This window comes from Amycolatopsis heterodermiae, from assembly GCF_034929455.1.
GTDB lineage: Bacteria > Actinomycetota > Actinomycetes > Mycobacteriales > Pseudonocardiaceae > Amycolatopsis > Amycolatopsis heterodermiae.
On sequence record NZ_JAYFSI010000010.1, the window covers coordinates 216796 to 234989 of the forward strand.

General features: G+C 71.2%; 16 protein-coding genes. 9 read left to right on the forward strand and 7 right to left on the reverse strand.

The annotated features are described in order from the left end of the window. Positions 1–89: 89 nt before the first annotated feature. Positions 90–281, reverse strand: coding sequence for a hypothetical protein (locus VA596_RS35120; RefSeq protein ID WP_323332852.1), 192 nt, complete (start codon positions 279–281; stop codon positions 90–92). Between the two features lie 157 nt (positions 282–438). Next, complete coding sequence (locus VA596_RS35125) at positions 439–1752, reverse strand: DUF349 domain-containing protein (RefSeq protein WP_323332854.1); 1314 nt, start codon at positions 1750–1752, stop codon at positions 439–441. 246 nt (positions 1753–1998) lie between these two features. Between VA596_RS35125 and miaA the strand changes: the two genes are divergently transcribed. Both miaA and dapF read left to right on the forward strand, forming a co-directional pair. Next, a complete protein-coding gene (miaA, locus tag VA596_RS35130) occupies positions 1999–2898 on the forward strand; it encodes a tRNA (adenosine(37)-N6)-dimethylallyltransferase MiaA (protein WP_458364027.1) in 900 nt (299 codons plus the stop codon). A 10-nt stretch (positions 2899–2908) separates the two neighbouring features. Next, a complete protein-coding gene (dapF, locus tag VA596_RS35135; protein ID WP_323332856.1) occupies positions 2909–3739 on the forward strand; it encodes a diaminopimelate epimerase in 831 nt (276 codons plus the stop codon). Positions 3740–3760: 21 nt separating this feature from the next. On the opposite strand, the gene valS is transcribed toward dapF, so the two are convergent. Further along, entirely contained in the window at positions 3761–6280 is a 2520-nt protein-coding gene (gene valS / locus VA596_RS35140) for a valine--tRNA ligase (protein ID WP_323332857.1), read from the reverse strand. Between the two features lie 9 nt (positions 6281–6289). Continuing rightward, positions 6290–7543 carry an MFS transporter gene (locus VA596_RS35145; protein WP_323332859.1) on the reverse strand — a complete coding sequence of 418 codons (1254 nt, stop codon included), beginning with the start codon at positions 7541–7543 and terminating at the stop codon, positions 6290–6292. A 61-nt stretch (positions 7544–7604) separates the two neighbouring features. On the opposite strand from VA596_RS35145, the gene VA596_RS35150 reads away from it, so the two are divergent. The 3 genes from VA596_RS35150 to VA596_RS35160 are packed head-to-tail and all read left to right on the forward strand — an operon-like array spanning position 7605 to position 10672. Further along, complete coding sequence (locus tag VA596_RS35150; RefSeq protein WP_323332860.1) at positions 7605–8108, forward strand: ArsR/SmtB family transcription factor; 504 nt, start codon at positions 7605–7607, stop codon at positions 8106–8108. Positions 8109–8151: 43 nt separating this feature from the next. Further along, positions 8152–9600: a GTPase HflX gene (gene hflX, locus VA596_RS35155; RefSeq protein WP_323332861.1), complete on the forward strand. Its 1449-nt coding sequence runs from the start codon at positions 8152–8154 to the stop codon at positions 9598–9600. Between the two features lie 52 nt (positions 9601–9652). After that, positions 9653–10672 (forward strand): SdiA-regulated/phytase-like domain-containing protein, encoded by a 1020-nt coding sequence (locus VA596_RS35160; protein WP_410171951.1) that lies wholly within the window; start codon positions 9653–9655, stop codon positions 10670–10672. An 84-nt stretch (positions 10673–10756) separates the two neighbouring features. On the opposite strand, the gene lexA is transcribed toward VA596_RS35160, so the two are convergent. Beyond that, positions 10757–11416 carry a transcriptional repressor LexA gene (gene lexA / locus VA596_RS35165; RefSeq protein WP_323332864.1) on the reverse strand — a complete coding sequence of 220 codons (660 nt, stop codon included), beginning with the start codon at positions 11414–11416 and terminating at the stop codon, positions 10757–10759. A gap of 359 nt (positions 11417–11775) precedes the next feature. Between lexA and VA596_RS35170 the strand changes: the two genes are divergently transcribed. The 3 genes from VA596_RS35170 (at position 11776) to VA596_RS35180 (ending at position 15880) form a co-directional block, all read left to right on the forward strand. Further along, positions 11776–12249: a LysM peptidoglycan-binding domain-containing protein gene (locus tag VA596_RS35170; RefSeq protein WP_323332866.1), complete on the forward strand. Its 474-nt coding sequence runs from the start codon at positions 11776–11778 to the stop codon at positions 12247–12249. Between the two features lie 298 nt (positions 12250–12547). Next, positions 12548–13042 carry a transcriptional regulator NrdR gene (gene nrdR, locus VA596_RS35175; RefSeq protein WP_323332868.1) on the forward strand — a complete coding sequence of 165 codons (495 nt, stop codon included), beginning with the start codon at positions 12548–12550 and terminating at the stop codon, positions 13040–13042. Between the two features lie 30 nt (positions 13043–13072). Then, positions 13073–15880, forward strand: coding sequence for a vitamin B12-dependent ribonucleotide reductase (locus VA596_RS35180; RefSeq protein ID WP_323332870.1), 2808 nt, complete (start codon positions 13073–13075; stop codon positions 15878–15880). 550 nt (positions 15881–16430) lie between these two features. Here VA596_RS35180 and VA596_RS35185 read toward each other — a convergent pair. After that, positions 16431–16820, reverse strand: coding sequence for a VOC family protein (locus VA596_RS35185; RefSeq protein WP_323332872.1), 390 nt, complete (start codon positions 16818–16820; stop codon positions 16431–16433). Positions 16821–16909: 89 nt separating this feature from the next. Here VA596_RS35185 and VA596_RS35190 point away from each other — a divergent pair, with 89 nt between their 5' ends. Further along, positions 16910–17611: a ferritin-like domain-containing protein gene (locus VA596_RS35190; RefSeq protein WP_323332875.1), complete on the forward strand. Its 702-nt coding sequence runs from the start codon at positions 16910–16912 to the stop codon at positions 17609–17611. Here the strand turns inward: VA596_RS35190 and VA596_RS35195 are convergent. After that, a complete protein-coding gene (locus VA596_RS35195) occupies positions 17608–18156 on the reverse strand; it encodes a TetR/AcrR family transcriptional regulator (RefSeq protein WP_323332877.1) in 549 nt (182 codons plus the stop codon). The two genes, VA596_RS35190 and VA596_RS35195, sit on opposite strands and share 4 nt — an antisense overlap. Positions 18157–18194 lie beyond the last annotated feature (38 nt).

Genomic DNA, 18194 nt, shown 5'->3' on the forward strand with positions numbered 1-18194 from the left:
GAGCGAGATCAGGCCCGAAGCCACGCCGACGTACAGGTCGGTCTCCGGGTGGAAGACCCGCAACGTGACGTTCGCGCGGATCTTGAAGCTCACGCTGAAGCGCGGGAGAGGGGCTTCTGCCCGCTGGGGTCGGCGAACGAGCCGTTGATCTTCGTCTCTTCGCCGACCTTGAGGCGGTTCTTCTCGGCCTTCGCTTCGAGCTTGACCTCGTGCTTTCTTTCCGTCGACGACGGTCGGGGCGGGACCGGCAGCCGCCATCGCGACGGTGCAAGCGACGACAAGTGCGGACACGAGGTTCGAGGGCTCACTCATCAGCGAAGTGCAGCACCGGCGCCGCCGAAAAGCGCCGGCCCGTCTTCTTGCCCGAAAGCCGTGAATGGCCCGTTGAGGGCTTCAAGTCCGTTAACGGGCCATTCACGGCTTTGCCGAACGGGCGGGTCAGCGGTCGGCGACGGCCGCCTCCGCGGCCTGCAGCCACTCGCGCCACTGCGCGGCCTGGTCGTCGGCCTTCTTCGCGCGGCGCTCGTCACCCGCGGCGCGGGCCTTGGCCGCCTGGGACTCGAACTGCTCGACGCGCTCGCGGAACTGCGCGGCCCGGGCCTGCGCCTCCGGGTCCGTGCGGCGCCAGCGGGAGTCCTCGGCCGACTTCACCGAGTCCTGGACGGCCTTCAGCCGGCCGTCCAGCTCGCGGATGCGCTCGCGCGGGACCTTGCCGATCTCGTCCCACTGCTCCTGGATCTTGCGCAGCGCGTTCTTGGCGGCTTCGAGGTTCGAGGCGGCGTCGATCTTCTCGGCCTCGACCAGCAGCTCCTCCTTGCGGGACGCGTTCGTCGAGAACTCGGCGTCGCGCTCGGAGAACACCGCGGACCGGCGGGCGAAGAACTTGTCCTGCGCCGCGCGGAAACGCTGCCAGAGCGCCTCGTCGCTGTCCTTCGGCGCCCGGCCGGCGGCCTTCCACTCGGTCATCAGGTCCTTGTACCGGCCGGCGGTGTCGCCCCAGTCGTCGGACTCGCTGATGGCCTCGGCCTCGGCGATGAGCTCTTCCTTGCGCGTCTTGGCCGAGGCGCGCTGCTTGTCCAGCTCGGCGAAGTGGGAGCCACGACGCCGGTTGAAGCCCTCGCGGGCCTTGGAGAACCGCTTCCACAGCTCGTCGTCGGTCTTGCGGTCGACGCCCTTGACCGTCTTCCACTCGTCCAGGATCGTGCGCAGCCGGTCGCCGGCCGCCTTCCACTGGGTGGAGTCCGCGGCGATCTTCTCGGCCTCTTCGGCCAGCTCCTGCTTCCGGGCGACGGCCGCGGCGCGGGCTTCCTCACGCTCCTGCTTCGCGCTGGCCAGGGCCTTCTCGGCGTGCCCGATGACGTACTCCAGGCGCGCGCCCAGGGCGGCCAGGTCGCCGACCAGTGCGGCTTCGGCGAGCCCGTCGCGCAGCTGCGTCGCATTCGACAGCGCGTGCTTCGGGTCGCCGGCGCCCGACACCAGGCGCGTCTCCAGCAGCTCGACCTCGGTCCGCACGTCGTCGAAGCGGCGGGCGAAGTGCACCAGGCCCTCGTCGGGGCTGCCCGCCTGCCAGACGCCGACGGCGCGCTCGCCCTCGGCCGTGATGACGTAGACGGTGCCCTCTTCGTCGACCCGGCCCCAGGTGGACGGGGTGGGCTCGGCGGGCGGCACGGGCGGTGCGGCGTGCCCGGTGTGCAGCGCGTGCGGCACCGGGTGCGGGGCCGGGGTACCGGTGGAAGTGTTCTCCTGGGCCATCGCAGGCTCCTTATCGCCTGTACGCCCGCTGGCGCGGGCGCCCCGCCGGTGCGGCGGGGCCGGGTAATGCGGTCGTCACGGGCCGTGCTCGGATGCTACGGCCCCCACGCGGCATTCAAGCAGCTCAGCGCGCACCGTGGTACTGGATGAGCCACTCGAAGCTCGTGATCCTACTTCCGGTGGACGCTCCGTGTCGGGACGCCGGTATCGTCAGCCGTCGTGACCAGCCCCGCCGCCGCACCCCCGATCCGCCCGGTCGCGGTGGTCGGGCCGACGGCGACCGGCAAGACCGCGCTGGCCGTGGAGCTGGCGCTGAAGCTCGGCGGGGAGGTCGTCAACGCCGACGCGCTGCAGCTCTACCGCGGTATGGACATCGGCACCGCCAAGGCCACCGGCCAGGAACGCCGCGGCGTCCCGCACCACCTGCTCGACGTGCTGGACGTGACCGAAACGGCGTCCGTCGCGGCCTACCAGCGCGACGCGCGGGCCGAGGTCGAGCGGCTGCTGGCCGCGGGCCGGGTGCCGGTGCTGACCGGCGGTTCCGGGCTGTACGTCCAGGCGGTGCTCGACGACCTGCGCTTCCCGGGCACCGACCCGGACGTGCGCGCCCGCCTCGACGCGGAGGCGGTCGCGCTGGGCACGCCGACCCTCTACACCCGGTTGGGTGAACGCGATCCGGCCGCCGCGGCCGCGATCCTGCCGACCAACACCCGCCGGATCGTGCGCGCGCTGGAGGTCATCGAGATCACCGGCGAGCCGTTCTCGGCGAACCTGCCGAAGCCGGGGCCGGCCCGCTACGGCACGGTCGTGATCGGCGTCGACCGGGCGCCCGAGGAGCTCGACGAGCGCGTGAACGAGCGCGTCCGGCTGATGTTCGAGGCCGGCTTGGTCGACGAGGTGCGCGGGCTGCTGGAGCGCGGGCTGCGCGACGGGAAGACGGCGTCGCGCGCGCTGGGCTACCAGCAGGTGATCACCGAGCTGGACGGCGAGGGCGACTTCGAGGCCGCCGCCGCGGCGACGGCGCAGGCCACCCGGCGCTTCGTCAGGAAGCAACGGTCCTGGTTCCGGCGCGACCAGCGGATCCACTGGTTCGACGGCGCCGAGGCCGGGCTGGCCGCACGCGTCCTGGATACCCTGGGCCGGTAACCTTGCCCCCATGGGCGGAATCGAGTTCCTCAAGGGGCACGGCACGCAGAACGACTTCGTGCTGCTCCCCGACGCGGCGGGCCGCCTCGAGCTGACCGAGGCCCGGATCGCCGCGCTGTGCGACCGCCACCGCGGCCTCGGGGCCGACGGCGTGCTCCGCATCGTCCGGGCCGCCGCGCTCGAAATCGCCTCCGAGGGCGAGTGGTTCATGGACTACCGCAACGCGGACGGTTCGATCGCGGAGATGTGCGGCAACGGCGTGCGCGTGTTCGCCCGCTACCTCGTCGACTCCGGCCTCGCGGCGGAGGGCGAGTTCGTGGTCGCCACCCGGGCGGGCGACCGCCCGGTGGTGGTGCACCCGGACCGGTCGGTGACGGTCGGGATGGGCCCGGCGACGATCACCGGCACGTCGGTGACCGTGGTCGCGGGCCGGCCGTTCTCCGGCGTGGCCGTGGACGTCGGCAACCCGCACCTGGTCTCGGTGCTCGACGACACCGACGTCGCGGACCTGGACCTGCGCGACCAGCCCGACTTCGACCACGACGTCTTCCCGAACGGCGTGAACCTCGAGTTCGTCAACCGCCTCGGCGAGGGCGCGCTGCGGATGCGCGTCCACGAGCGCGGCGTGGGGGAGACCCGCGCCTGCGGCACCGGCACGGTGGCCGCGGTGGCGGCGGCCTTCCACCTGGCGGGCACCGACACCGGCGCGTCCACAGTGGACATCCCGGGCGGCCGGGTCGAGGTGACGGTGTCCCGCGGCGCGTCGACCCTGTCGGGCCCGGCGGAGATCGTGGCGCGCGGCGAGATCGACGACGCCTGGTGGGCCGCCGCCGGTTCCTGACCGGGGCGGCCCACCCGGGCGTCAGCCGCCGACCTTGGCTTCCACCGTGAAGTCGCCGTCGCGCGTGGTGACGTTCGCGATCCCGCCCGCGACGCGGATGTCCGGCTCGATCTCGGTGAACCGGGCCAGCACGTCGGCCGGACCAGTCACCGTCAACGTCTCCACCGCTGTGCGCATCGAGACCTTCGCGTCCGTCTTCGCGCGGCGGACCGCCGCGATCACCTCGCCCGCCAGCGTCAGCAGCTTCGGGTCACCGTCGGCCGCCAGGCCCGACGGCCACGCGGCCCGGTGCACCGAACCCGGCTGCCACCACGACCAGACCTCCTCGGTCGCGAACGGCAGGAACGGCGCGAACAGCCGCAGCAGCGCCGACAACGCCGTCACCAGGGCCGCCTGGGCCGACGAGGCCCCCGAAGTGCCGCTGTCGCCGTATGCGCGGCCCTTCACCAGCTCGACGTAGTCGTCGCAGAACGTCCAGAAGAACGTCTCGGTCACCTGCAGCGCCCGCGCGTAGTCCAGGTCCTCCAGCGCCGCCGTCGCCTGCTCGATGACGACCGCCAGGGACGCCAGCAGCGCCCGGTCCAGCGGTTCGGTGACCGCCGCGGACGGGGACGGCACCCCGAGGCCGAGCACGAACCGGCTCGCGTTGAGCAGCTTCGTCGCCAGCCGGCGGCCGACCTTCATCTGGCCTTCGTCGACCGCCGTGTCGACGCCGGGGCGCGCGCTCGCCGCCCAGTAGCGCACCGCGTCCGAGCCGAACCGCTCCAGCAGGTCCACCGGCGTCGTGACGTTGCCCTTGGACTTCGACATCTTCTTGCGGTCGGGGTCGAGCACCCAGCCGGCGATCGACGTCTCCCGCCACGGCAGCACGCCGTGCTCCAGCTCCGCGCGCACCGCCGTCGAGAACAGCCAGGTGCGGATGATCTCGTGCGCCTGCGGCCGCAGGTCCATCGGGAAGACCCGCTCGAACAGGTCGTCGTCGAGGCTCCAGCGGCCGACGATCTGCGGGGTGAGCGACGACGTCGCCCACGTGTCCATCACGTCGGCCTCCGCGACGAACCCGCCCGGGACACCGCGCTGGTCCTCGGTGAAGCCCGGCGGGACGTCGCTGCTCGGGTCGACCGGCAGGTCGTCCGGCAGCAGGCGCGCGTCGTAGTCCGGCTCACCGTGCTCGTCCACCCGGTACCACAGGGGAATCGGGACGCCGAAGAAGCGCTGGCGGCTGACCAGCCAGTCGCCGGCGAGGTTCTCCACCCACGACGAGTAGCGCACCTGCATGTGCTTCGGCACCCAGTTCAGCTCCTCGCCGCGGGCCAGCATACGAGCCCGGAACGCCTCGTCGTTGCCTCCGTTGCGCAGGTACCACTGCCGGCTGGCGACGATCTCCAGCGGCTTGTCGCCCCTCTCGTAGAACTTCACCGAATGCGTGATCGGCCGCGGTTCCCCGCGCAGCGCACCGGCTTCACGCAACAGGCGCACCAGGATCTCGCGTCCCGTGTGGACGGTCTTGCCCACCAGCGGCGCATAGGCTTCCGCTGGCACGCCGTGTGGCGCGTCGGGCAGGAACCGGCCGTCGCGGCCCAGCACGACCCGGGTGGCGAGCCGCAGCTCGCGCCACCACGTGACGTCCGTGGTGTCGCCGAAGGTGCACACCATCGCGATGCCGCGGCCCTTTTCGGGGTCGGCCAGGTGGTGCGCCACCACCGGCACCTCGACGTCGAACACCGGCGTCCGCACGGTCTTCCCGAACAGCGGCTTGAAGCGCTCGTCGTCCGGGTGCGCCACCAGCGCGACGCACGCGGGCAGCAGCTCGGGCCGGGTCGTCGCGATCACGACGTCCGCGCCGTCGGGACCGGTGAACGCGAGGTCGTGGAACGCGCCGGGGCGTTCCCGGTCTTCCAGCTCGGCCTGCGCGACGGCGGTCCGGAACGAGACGTCCCAGAGCGTCGGCGCTTCGGCCTGGTAGGCCTCGCCGCGGGCGAGGTTGCGCAGGAACGCGCGCTGCGAGATCAGCCGCGAGTCGTGCCCGATGGTCTGGTAGGTCATCGTCCAGTCGACCGACAGCCCGATCTGCCGCCAGAGCTGCTCGAAGACCTTTTCGTCGGTCACCGTCAGGGATTCGCACAGCTCGACGAAGTTCCGCCGCGAGATGGAAACGACGTCCTTGTCCGGCTTCTCCGGCGCCCGGAAATCCGGGTCGTAGGGCAGCGACGGGTCGCAGCGGACGCCGAAGTGGTTCTGCACCCGGCGTTCGGTCGGCAGGCCGTTGTCGTCCCAGCCCATCGGGTAGAACACCTCGGACCCGCGCATCCGCTTGAACCGCGCGAGCACGTCGGTGTGGGTGTAGGAGAAGACGTGCCCGATGTGCAGCGACCCGCTGACCGTCGGCGGCGGCGTGTCGATCGAGTAGACCTCGGCGCGGGTCTTGCTGCGGTCGAAGCGGTAGGCGCCGGTGGACTCCCATACGGGTACCCACTTGGCCTCCAGACCGTCGACACCGACCTTGTCCGGGACCTTGGGGCTCGTGAAGGGAGTTGTCATGGAACAACTCTAGGCGGCGCCGGAACCCGTTTTCGCCGCGGTCGGCAGATCACGCATGCGCCGCAGCGGCGAGAAGACCACCCACAGCACCGCGGAGATCGTGCCGGCGACCGCCACCCACACCGCGGTGCGCAGGCCGAGCCATTCGCCCAGCGCGCCGCCCAGCAGCCCGCCGAGCGGGATCGTGCCCCAGACGACGAACCGCACGCTCGCGTTCATCCGGCCGAGCAACCGGTCCGGGCAGATCGCCTGGCGGTAGGAGACCGCCGCGACGTTGTAGATGATGATCCCGAACGCCGTGACGGCCAGGCCGAACCCGGCGAGGACGAGCCGCCAGCCCGGCGCGGCCAGCGGGACCAGCAGGTAGGCCGGCATGGTGAGCAGCGGCACCAGCCAGATCGCCCGGGACTGGCCGATCCGCCGGGTGACGGCCCCCGAACAGAGCGCGCCGAGGATGCCGCCCGCGCCGCCGACGCCCAGCACCAGGCCGACCACCGCCGGCGCCAGCCCGAGGGTGCGCGTCAGGAACAGCACCCGGACCGCGGTGAAGGCGGCGTCGAAGAGGTTCGCGATCGCCGTGCACGCCACGATCGCGCGCAACGGCTTGTCGGCGAAGACGAACCGCAGGCCCTCGCCGATCTGCCGGCCCAGCGGGGCGTGGCCACCGCGCTCGGGCTCGGGCTCGACCGTCCGGATGCGGAGCAGGCACAGCGCCGACGTCAGGTAACCGAAGCCGGTGATCAGCACGGTGTTCGCGGCCGTGACCAGCTGGACCAGCACACCCGCGCCGCTCGGCCCGGCGATCTGCGCGACCGACTGGACCGACTGCAGCTTCGCGTTGCCCTCCAGCAGGTGCTCCCGGCCGACGAGCGAGGGCAGGTACGACTGGTAGGAGATGTCGAAGAACAGCGTCGCGATGCCGACGAGCAGCACGACCACCAGCAGCTGGGCGAGCGTCAGGATCCCGGCCCACCAGGCGAGCGGCACGGTGAGCAGCAGGGCGAAGCGGGTGAAGTCGGCCGCGAGCATGACCCGGCGGCGGCGCAGCCGGTCGACCCACACCCCGGCGGGCAGCCCGATCAGCAGGAACGCGAGCGTTTCGGCCGCGGTGAGCAGGCCCATCTCGAACGGCGTCGCGGCCAGCGTGACCGCCGCCAGCAACGGGATGGCGGTGTTGCCGACGGACGTGCCGAGCTGGCTGGCCGTGTCGCCGGCCCAGAGTCGTCTGAAGTCGGCGTGGCGGAAAAGAGACCCCCTGGACATGGCCCGAGTCTGCCGCGAGTGATTGGAAAGTGTCAATCACTGTTCGCTCTAGGCTGGGCCCGTGCTCCCCGCGAAACGTCGTACCGCGACCGAAGCCGAGGCCGCCGCGCTGGCCTCCGGAATACGGCTGCGCATCATCCGGTTGACCTTCTCCGAGGCCCTGACCAACAAGGAGCTCGCCGAGCGGCTCGGCCGTGACCCGGCGACCACCCTGCACCACGTGCGCAAGCTCGTGGACACCGGCTTCCTGGCGGCCCAGCCGCCCCGGCGCGGCACCCGGGGCGCCCGGGAAATTCCCTACCTCTCCACGGGCCTTTCGTGGACACTCGACTCATGCGGTGACAAAGACGTGGAACAGGCGATGCTCGAGGCCTATCTGGCCGAGATCGCCGACACCCGGTTCGAGGGCGTGCATCAGGCGCGCCTGGTCGTCCAGGTGGCACCTGAGGAGCGTGAGGAGCTGGAAGACCGGCTCAACTCCCTGCTCGAGGAGTTCCGCGCGCGCCCGCGCCGTCCCGGCGCCGAACGCACCGCGATCTACCTCGCCACCTATCCGAGCAGTTGAAGAAGTTCGGTTCCGCGTCGAAACGTGGGACCATGGAGGCACGATGACAGAACTGACACACACCGAAGGCCACGACGACGACCTGTACGACGCCGAGCTGTCGACGGGCGAGATGGAGCTCGAAGACCGGGCGTCACTGCGCCGGGTCGCGGGGCTGTCCACGGAGCTCGACGACGTCACCGAGGTCGAGTACCGGCAACTGCGGCTCGAACGCGTCGTGCTGGTCGGCGTGTGGACCGAGGGCACGGCCCTGCAGTCCGAGGCGTCGCTGGCCGAGCTGGCGCGCCTGGCCGAGACGGCGGGCTCCGAGGTCCTCGAAGGTCTCATCCAGCGGCGGACCAAGCCGGACCCGGCCACCTACATCGGCTCGGGCAAGGTGCGGGAGGTGCGCGACATCGTCGGGTCCACCGGCGCCGACACCGTGATCTGCGACGGCGAGCTCTCGCCGGGCCAGCTGCGGCAGCTCGAGGAGAAGGTCAAGGTCAAGGTCATCGACCGGACCGCGCTGATCCTCGACATCTTCGCCCAGCACGCCCGGTCCAAGGAGGGCAAGGCGCAGGTCGAGCTGGCCCAGCTGCAGTACCTGATCCCGCGGTTGCGCGGGTGGGGTGCGTCGCTGTCCCGGCAGGCAGGTGGCCGCGCCGGGGGCGCGAACGGCGGCGTCGGCCTGCGTGGTCCCGGTGAGACCAAGCTCGAGACCGACCGGCGGCGGATCAACAAGCGCGTGGCGAAGCTGCGCCGGGAGATCGCCGCGATGGACACGATCCGCGAGACCAAGCGCGGCCGCCGGCTGGCCAACGAGGTGCCCAGCGTGGCGATCGTCGGCTACACCAACGCCGGCAAGTCGAGCCTGCTCAACGCGCTGACCGGGGCCGGGGTACTGGTGGAGGACTCGCTGTTCGCCACCCTCGACCCGACCACGCGGCGCACGCAGACCGCGGACGGGCGCACCTACACGCTGACCGACACCGTCGGGTTCGTGCGGCACCTGCCGCACCAGCTGGTGGACGCGTTCCGCTCGACGCTGGAAGAGGCCGCGGACGCGGACCTGCTGGTGCACGTGGTCGACGGGTCCGACCCGGCGCCGGAGGAGCAGGTCAGTGCCGTGCGCGAGGTGCTCGGCGAGATCACGCGCAAGCGCAAGGAGCCGCTCCCGCCGGAGCTGCTGGTGATCAACAAGACCGACGCGTCCGACGAGGTCACCCTCGCCCGGCTGCGGCACGCGCTGTCCGGCTCGGTGCAGGTCTCGGCCCGCACCGGCGCCGGCATCCCGGAGCTCGTCGAGGTGATCACCGAACGCCTGCCGCGGCCGGAGGTCACCATCGAGGTCCTCGTGCCCTACGCGCACGGCGAGCTCGTCGCGCGGGCGCACGCGGAGGGCGAAGTGCTGGAAGAGGAGCACGTCGAGGAGGGCACGCGCCTGCTGGCGCGGGTCCGCCCGGATTTCGCCGCCGCTTTGCGGGAGTACGAGACCAACTCGACCAGGGCCTGACACGTCTCCGTAGTGTGCGGTCGTCGTGATCGCACACTACGGAGGTGGCTGGGTGCGCTGGGGAGTCGCGGTTGCGGCAGGGTTCTTGGCTCTGCTGAGCGGTCCGGTACCGGCGTCGGCGGCTCCGGCCGTGGAACCGCTGTGCACGGTCAAGGACTCCCGGATCGGTGAGCTGTCCGGGCTCGTGTCCGACGGCGAGCACCTCTACGCGATCAACGACGGCGGCACCAAGGTCCAGGTGTTCGTGCTCGGGCGGGACTGCAAGGTGCAGAAGGTCCTGACCGACAAGACGGACCCGTTCGACGTCGAGGACCTGGCCCGCACGTCCGACGGGCGGCTCTGGCTGTCCGACACCGGGGACAACAAGAAGGGCCGGCTGACCGTCGCGCTGCTCGAGCTGAGCCCGCAGGGCAAGCTCACGCTGCACCGGCTGACCTACCCCGACGGCCAGCACGACACCGAAGCGCTGATCATGGACAAGGCGGGGACGCCGTACCTGATCACCAAGGACGTTCTCGGCGAGGCGAAGGTCTACCGGCCGCAAGGCCCGCTGGCCAGCCCTGGGCCGACCAACCTGGAGAAGGTCGGCTCGGTGAAGATCGAGACCACCGACACGCCGGGCGGTCCCGTCGGGTCGATCGGCTCGGTGCTGGTGACCGGCGGCGCGTCGAACGCCGACGGCACGGTCGTCGCGCTGCGGACCTACACCGACGCCTACCTCTACGCCGCACCCGACGGTGACGTGCTCGCCGCGCTGCAGCGCACCCCGGTCCGGATCCCGTTGCCGGGGGAGAAGCAGGGTGAGGCGATCGCGTTCGACCCCGACGGCACGCTGCTTTCCGGCAGCGAAGGCGTCGGCCAGCCTCTCCGCGCGGTGCGGGGCGCGGCGGCTCTGGCCGCGCAGTCCGGCGCACCTGCGGAGGGGAAGACCTCGACCGGCGCCGGCGCGTCGTCCGGTGCGGCGGGGGACGGGGCCGGGCTCCCCGTCCTCCCCGCCGCCGGGATAGCGCTGGCCGCGGTCGGGATCGGCTGGTTCGGGATCAGCAGGCTGCGCCGCCGAAGCCGCCGGTAGTTCTCGCGAGCTTGGCTCCCCGCGGCCAAGATCACTCGATCCGGTGAAGATTCCGGGCTGTGCGAGACCCGGAACCCGCGTCTTTCAGAGCCGTCGAAGCACGGCCACGACCTTGCCGAGCACCGTCGCGTCGTCGCCGGGGATCGGCTCGTACGCCTCGTTGTGCGGCATCAGCCAGATGTGGCCGCCCTTGCGCTTGAACGTCTTGACCGTGGCCTCGCCGTCGATCATCGCCGCGACGATCTCGCCGTTGTCCGCGTCCGGCTGCTGCCGGACCACGACCCAGTCGCCGTCGGTGATGGCCGCGTCGATCATCGAGTCGCCGGTGACCTTGAGCAGGAACAGCTCGCCCTCGCCGACGATCTCCCGCGGCAGCGGGAAGACGCCCTCGATGGACTGTTCGGCCAGCACCGGGCCACCGGCGGCGATCCGGCCGACCAGCGGCACGTACGCCGCCTTCGGCATGACCGGCTGCTGGTCCATCTCGATGCCCATGGGGTTGTCGTCGGTCGCCGACAGCACGCCGACCGCGCGCGGGCGGTTCGCGTCCCGGCGCAGGTAACCCTTGCGCTGCAGCGCCCGCAGCTGGTGGGAGACCGACGACGTCGACGTCAGGCCCACCGCTTCCCCGATCTCGCGCACGCTCGGCGGGTAGCCGAACCGGCTCACCCACGAGCGGATCACGTCGAGGACCTGCTGCTGGCGGACGGTGAGGGTCTCGTCCACGTCGTACACCTCGGGCATGGAGGCCACCTTGCCGGTGCCCCCGGGGGACCCACTGGTCCTGCCCGCCTTGTTCTCCTTCGCCACTGCGTCGCCTCCCAGACGTTCGCTGCACGCATGCGCGCCGGCCGCCGCCCACGGGGTGCGGGCAGCCTGGCCGGCGGCATCTGCCCGGCAGATGCCCTGGTCACCGACGTTAGCCCCCGGGCACGGCGATTTCAAACATCTGTTCGATCGACACGCCGTGTCCGCTCGATTTTGTCGGTGGTAGGTGGTAGACCTTCGCACGGACGTTCGATAGAACGCCTGTTCGACCTTGATCCGCGAACCGCAGCCGGTTCGCCGGATCGGGCGGACACCAGGGTTTAGAGGAGGTTCGGATGTCCATTCTGGCCGAACGCGGTCCGGCTCGCCCGGCGACCCCGGTTCCGGCGCCACCCCGCCCTGTGCGCGTGCTGCGCGGGCGGCGCGGTGAGGTGCAGCGCCCGCCGACGCGCGCGAGGGTCGTCGCGGGCGGCCGGCCGGCCGGCGCGCCCTGCGCGACGCCGCGGCGGGTGCCGGTGCGGTGGCCGTGGCTCGCCGCACTCGCCGTCGCGAGCTGTCTCGTGGTCACCGGATTGGGTCTTCTCGGCGGCGGTGGCGCGGGTGCTCCGGTGCCCGAGTCGACCGCCACGGTGTCGGTCGGGCAGGGCGACACGCTGTCCGCGCTGGCTGCCCGGTTCGCGCCGAACAGTGACACTGGCGCGGTTGTCGCCCGGATCAAGGAGCTCAATCGCCTGGACCAGGCCGTTCTGGTGCCCGGGCTGCCGCTCACGGTCCCCGTGGCCGACCCGGCCGCCGTTCCCGCACCCTGACTCGCGGGTGCCGTCAACCACCCTCACCCGGGCGAGGTCCTGTCCGGTCGTGTCGCTTGCGCGGGCCAGTCCCGAGTTCTACTCTCTGCCGCTATATGTAGTAGTTACACCGCTGTAGTTGGTCCACAGGTTGGGGTAGACTGGGCAGCAGTTGTCCACAGTTGACCGGCTCTTACCCACCGGATGTCCACATGTCGATCACCAGGGTGCAGGGGTGCCCGGTGGCCGCAGCACGGCCGCGCGTGGCGGCCGGGACGTCGACCGGGGCGGCCGGCGCGGAGGGGAAGGTGATCGGCGGATGAGGTGCCCGTTCTGCCGGCATGCGGACTCTCGGGTCGTCGACTCCCGAGAGGTGGATGAAGGCCAGGCGATCCGCAGGCGGCGCTCGTGCGCGTCGTGCGGAAGGCGGTTCACGACTTCGGAGACGATGGTGCTCGCCGTCGTGAAGCGTTCCGGGGTCACCGAACAGTTCAACCGGGACAAGGTGGTCAGCGGGGTCCGGCGTGCGTGCCAGGGCCGTCCGGTCGACGACGACGCGCTGCAGCAGCTCGCGCAGCGCGTGGAGGAGTCGATCCGGTCCGCGGGCCTGGCCGAGATCCCGAGCCACGAGGTCGGCCTGGCGATCCTGGGTCCGCTGCGTGAGCTCGACGGGGTCGCCTACCTCCGGTTCGCCAGCGTCTACCGCTCGTTCTCCTCGGTCGAGGACTTCGAGAAGGAGATCGCCGACCTTCGTGAGGCCATCGCGGGTGCTGCTGCGCCGAAGGAGAGCGATCAGCGCGACGACGGCGAGTGACCGTCCCGCTGCGGGAGTGAGGGTTCGACCATGACCGAAACCGTGGGGACCGGGGCCAGGGCGGCTGCCGGCAAGAAGAACAAGGCCGCCGGCGGGCTGAGCGTGAAGCGGGTCTTCACCACCGAGGGCGAGCACCCGTACGACCAGGTCACCTGGGAGCAGCGGGACGTCGTGATGACCAACTGGCGCGACGGCTCGGTCAACTTCGAGCAGCGTGGCGTGGAGTTCCCCGAGTCGTGGTCGGTCAACGCCACGAACATCGTCACCAGCAAGTACTTCCGCGGCGCCGTCGGCAGCCCGCAGCGCGAGCGCAGCCTCAAGCAGCTGATCGACCGCGTGGTGCACACCTACGTCAAGGCCGCGCGCGACCACGGCTACTTCGCCTCGCCGCAGGACCTCGAGATCTTCGAGCACGAGCTCACCTGGATGCTGCTGCACCAGGTCTTCAGCTTCAACTCCCCGGTCTGGTTCAACGTCGGCACGGCGTCCAAGCAGCAGGTCAGCGCGTGTTTCATCCTCGCCGTCGACGACACGATGGAGTCGATCCTCAACTGGTACCGCGAAGAGGGCCTGATCTTCAAGGGCGGCTCCGGTGCCGGGCTGAACCTCTCCCGCATCCGGTCCTCGAAGGAGCTGCTCACCTCGGGCGGCACCGCCTCGGGCCCGGTCTCGTTCATGCGCGGCGCCGACGCGTCCGCGGGCACCATCAAGTCCGGCGGCGCCACCCGGCGCGCGGCGAAGATGGTCGTGCTCGACGTCGACCACCCGGACATCGAGGAGTTCATCCAGACCAAGGCGCGCGAAGAGAAGAAGATCAAGGTCCTGCGCGACGCCGGGTTCGACATGGACCTCTCCGGCGCGGACATCTCTTCGGTGCAGTACCAGAACGCGAACAACTCGGTCCGCGTGTCCGACGAGTTCATGCAGGCCGTCGAGAACAACACGGACTTCGCGCTGCGCGCCCGCCTCACCGGTGAGGAGCTGTCCCGCACCGACGCGAAGCAGCTGTTCCGCACCGTGGCGCAGGCCGCGTGGGAGTGCGCCGACCCCGGCATCCAGTACGACGGCACGATCAACGACTGGCACACCTGCCCGGAGTCCGGCCGGATCACCGCGTCCAACCCGTGCAGCGAGTACATGCACCTCGACAACTCGAGCTGCAACCTGGCTTCGCTGAACCTGCTCAAGTTCGTCACGCCCGAGGGCACGTTCGACGCGCCGCTGTTCGCCCGCGCGGTCGAGTTCGTCATCACCGCGATGGACGTCTCGATCTGCTTCGCGGACTTCCCGACCGAGCCGATCGCCGACACCACGAGGAAGTTCCGCCAGCTCGGCATCGGTTACGCCAACCTCGGCGCGCTGCTGATGGCGCTGGGCCACGCGTACGACTCCGAAGGCGGCCGCGCGCTCGCCGCGGCCATCACGTCGCTGATGACCGGCGTGTCCTACCGGCGCTCGGCCGAGCTGGCCCAGGCCGTCGGCGCGTACGAGGGGTACGCCCGCAACGCCGAGGCGCACCAGCGCGTGATGCGCAAGCACGCGGCGGCGAACGAGCTCGTCCGCACCTACCACTCCAACGACGCCGCGGTCCGCTCGCTGGCGACCGAGGAGTGGAAGCGCGGCATCGACATCGGGACGAAGCACGGCTGGCGCAACGCGCAGGCGTCGGTGCTCGCCCCCACCGGCACCATCGGCTTCATGATGGACTGCGACACCACCGGGATCGAGCCGGACTTCTCGCTGGTGAAGTTCAAGAAGCTCGTCGGCGGCGGTTCGATGCAGATCGTCAACCAGACGGTGCCGCGCGCGCTGGAGGTGCTCGGTTACCAGGCCGAGCAGGTCGAGGCGATCGTCGAGTTCGTGGCGCAGAACGGCCACGTCGTGGACGCGCCGGGCCTGCGCCCGGAGCACTACGAGGTGTTCGACTGCGCGGTCGGCGAGCGCTCGATCGCGCCGATGGGGCACGTCCGGATGATGGCCGCGGTGCAGCCGTTCCTGTCCGGCGCCATCTCGAAGACCGTCAACATGCCGGAGTCGGCGACGGTGGAAGAGGTCGAGGAGATCTACTTCCAGGGCTGGAAGCTCGGCCTCAAGGCGCTGGCCATCTACCGCGACAACTGCAAGGTCGGCCAGCCGCTGTCCACCGGCAAGAAGGACAAGGCCGCGGCCGAACCGGAGAAGGTCGTCGAGTACCGGCCGGTGCGCAAGCGCCTGCCGAAGAAGCGCCCGAGCCAGACGGTGTCGTTCACCGTCGGCGGCGCCGAGGGCTACCTGACGGCGGGCTCGTACCCGGACGACGGCCTCGGCGAGATCTTCGTCAAGCTCGGCAAGCAGGGCTCGACGCTGGCCGGCGTGATGGACGCGTTCTCGATGTCGATCTCGGTGGGCCTGCAGTACGGCATCCCGCTCGAGTTCTACGTCTCGAAGTTCTCCAACCTGCGCTTCGAGCCGGCCGGGATGACCGACGACCCGGACATCCGGATCGCCACCAGCGTGCTGGACTACCTGTTCCGCCGGCTCGCGCTGGACTACCTGCCGGAGGAGAAGCGGGCCCAGCTGGGCATCCTGTCCGCGGACGAACGCGCGGCCGAGGTCGAAGCCGGCTACGGCGGCGTCGACGTCGAAGCTCTTCGGTCCACAGTGGACTCCTCCCCGGAGCCGCACGCGGACGAACCCGAGCACCCACACCGCGAAGCCCAGACGACGACGGAGCTGATGGAACTCCGCCTCGGCAAGGCAGCGGACGCCCCACTGTGCATGACCTGCGGAACGAAGATGCGCCCAGCAGGCTCGTGCTACGCGTGCGAAGGCTGCGGCGCGACCTCGGGTTGCAGCTGACCGTTTTCGAAGTGCGTGGCCCCGGACACCGAAGTCGTGATCGACGACTACGTGTTCGCGGGCCACGTAACGGTCGCCGCCGGCGCGAAGCGGCTGTCGGTGAGCGACTGCCTCGTCGACCTCGTCCCGGCCGAGCCCGGCTGGGACGACTGGTTCGGCGACTTCGCGAACGCGGCGGCCCGCGGTGGAACGGTGCTCACCGCCGGGATTCCCGTGGAGCACGTCGAACGCCTGCTGGCCGACCTGGCCGCCGCGGGCTGGGTGCGGGGAAGCGGTGGCCTGCCGGACCGGCTGTGCCACCGGCTCCCCGTGCCGGCCGGGCACGTCCTCGGCTTCGAGCCGATCGGGTTCGACACCGGAACCTGGCATTCCTGGGCCTGCCTCGGCGGCCTGGTCGACGACGTCCGCGCGGCGACCGGCATCCGCCCGGCCGGCAACGGCCTGATCCAGGCGGAGGCCGACGCCCGCGAAGCCGCCCGCTGGCTGACGGCGTCCGGGCTCGGCGCCCGAAGGTGTTCTTCTGGACTCCAGCCGTGGTGCTGGGCGCTCGCTAGGGCACGATCTCGGCGATGCCGAGCATGTTGCCCTCGCTGTCGCGGAACCACGCGGCCCGCTCGCCGCGGCCCTTGCTCGGGTAGTTGCCCTCGATGTCCATGATCCCGCCGACACAGCCGTCGTACTCCTCGAACACCACGCCGCGGGCGCGCAGCTCGGCGACCGCCGCCTCGACGTCGTCGACGTAGAACCCCATCTGGGTGAACGAGCCGTCGGACTTGCCGGCGGAGGCGTAGAGGCAGAACACACCCGAGTCGCTCTCGTAGCGCAGGCCGCCGGGCCGCTCCTCGGCCGGTTCGAGGCCGAGCTTCTCGGCGTACCACCGCCGGGCGCGGGCCAGGTCCTGGGTGGGGATGCGGGCTTCGAACCGCAGGGTGATCGGCATCCTCCCGATGATAGGCCGAGCGGACATCCTCACCGGATCTCCGCCGGAACGGCGCACGTCGTCCACAGCCTCCGGGCATCATCGACGCGATGACCCACCGACACTGGCTCCAGGACTTCGAAACCGAGGCCGGACGCCGACGGTTGCGCGAGGATCCGCCGTGGGCGCGGGGTGCCCGGCTCGATCCCGACGTCGCGCGGAGCATCCAGCGGTTCCAGGTCGGCGAAGACGGCGACGGGGCCAACCTCATCGCGAAAGCCGGAAGCGGCGACTACCTGGCCGCGGTGAAGCTCTTCGTCGCCGAGGAGCAGAACCACGCCCGGATGCTGGCGGAACTGCTGCGTGCCGCCGGCGTGCCGGCGATCGCGAGCCACTGGTCCGACACCGTCTTCGTGCGGCTGCGGCGGGCGCTCGGGCTGCGGCTCGAGCTGATGGTGCTGCTCATCGCCGAGGTCGTCGCGCTGCGCTACTACCGGGCGCTGCGAGACGGCACCGCCGACCCGCTCGTCACGCGGGTCGCGGGCCTGATCCTCGCCGACGAGGAGCGGCACGTGCCCTTCCACTGCCACCGCCTCCGGATCGGCTTCGCCACGCTCGGCAAACCGATGCGCGCCTTGGTGTTCGGCGCCTGGCGGCTCCTCCTGCTCGGCGTGACGATCACGGTCGCCGCCGACCACGGGCGGGCGTTGCGCAAGCTCGGCGTCGGGCGGCTCGTCTTCGTGGCCGACGTGGTCACCGCCTTCGAAGCCGCCCTCGCGCGAATTCGCGGTGAACGAGCCGAAGTCTTTTAGAACGTCCGGGCCGCGAGGGCCCGCAACGACGCCGTGATCCGCTCCGGCGTCACGCCCTGCCCCGTCTGGTGCAGGAACAGCTCCGGGGCCAGCGGGGCCAGCAGGACGTCGGCCAGGACGTCCGGGTCGGGGGCGTTCGCCGCGGCCGCCAGGACCCGGACGTGCGTGTGCCAAAAGCCGTACGCGCCCGTCTTGAAGCGGGAGTGGCCCACCTCGGTGCCCAGCACCAGGTGCGCGTGGCGGGTCAGCAGGTCGACCATCGCCGCGTAGAAGGCCGCCAGGCGCTCGGCCGGCGGTGCGCCCGGGCCCAGCGGGGGAGGGCCGCGCAGCAGGGATTCCTGCAGTTGGCGTTCGTGCTCGTCCAGCAGCGCCACGGCGATCGCCGCGCGGTCCGGGTAGCGGCGGTAGAGCGTGCCCCGGCCGACGCCGGCCGCGCGCGCGATGTCCTCCATCGTCACGTCCGCCGCGCCGCGGGCGGCGAACAGCTCCTCCGCGGCCGCCAGGATCTTCGCGCGGTTGCGGGCGGCGTCGGCGCGTTCGGGCATGGCGTCAGCCTAGGGAATATCCGGACGAGGCGTCCAGT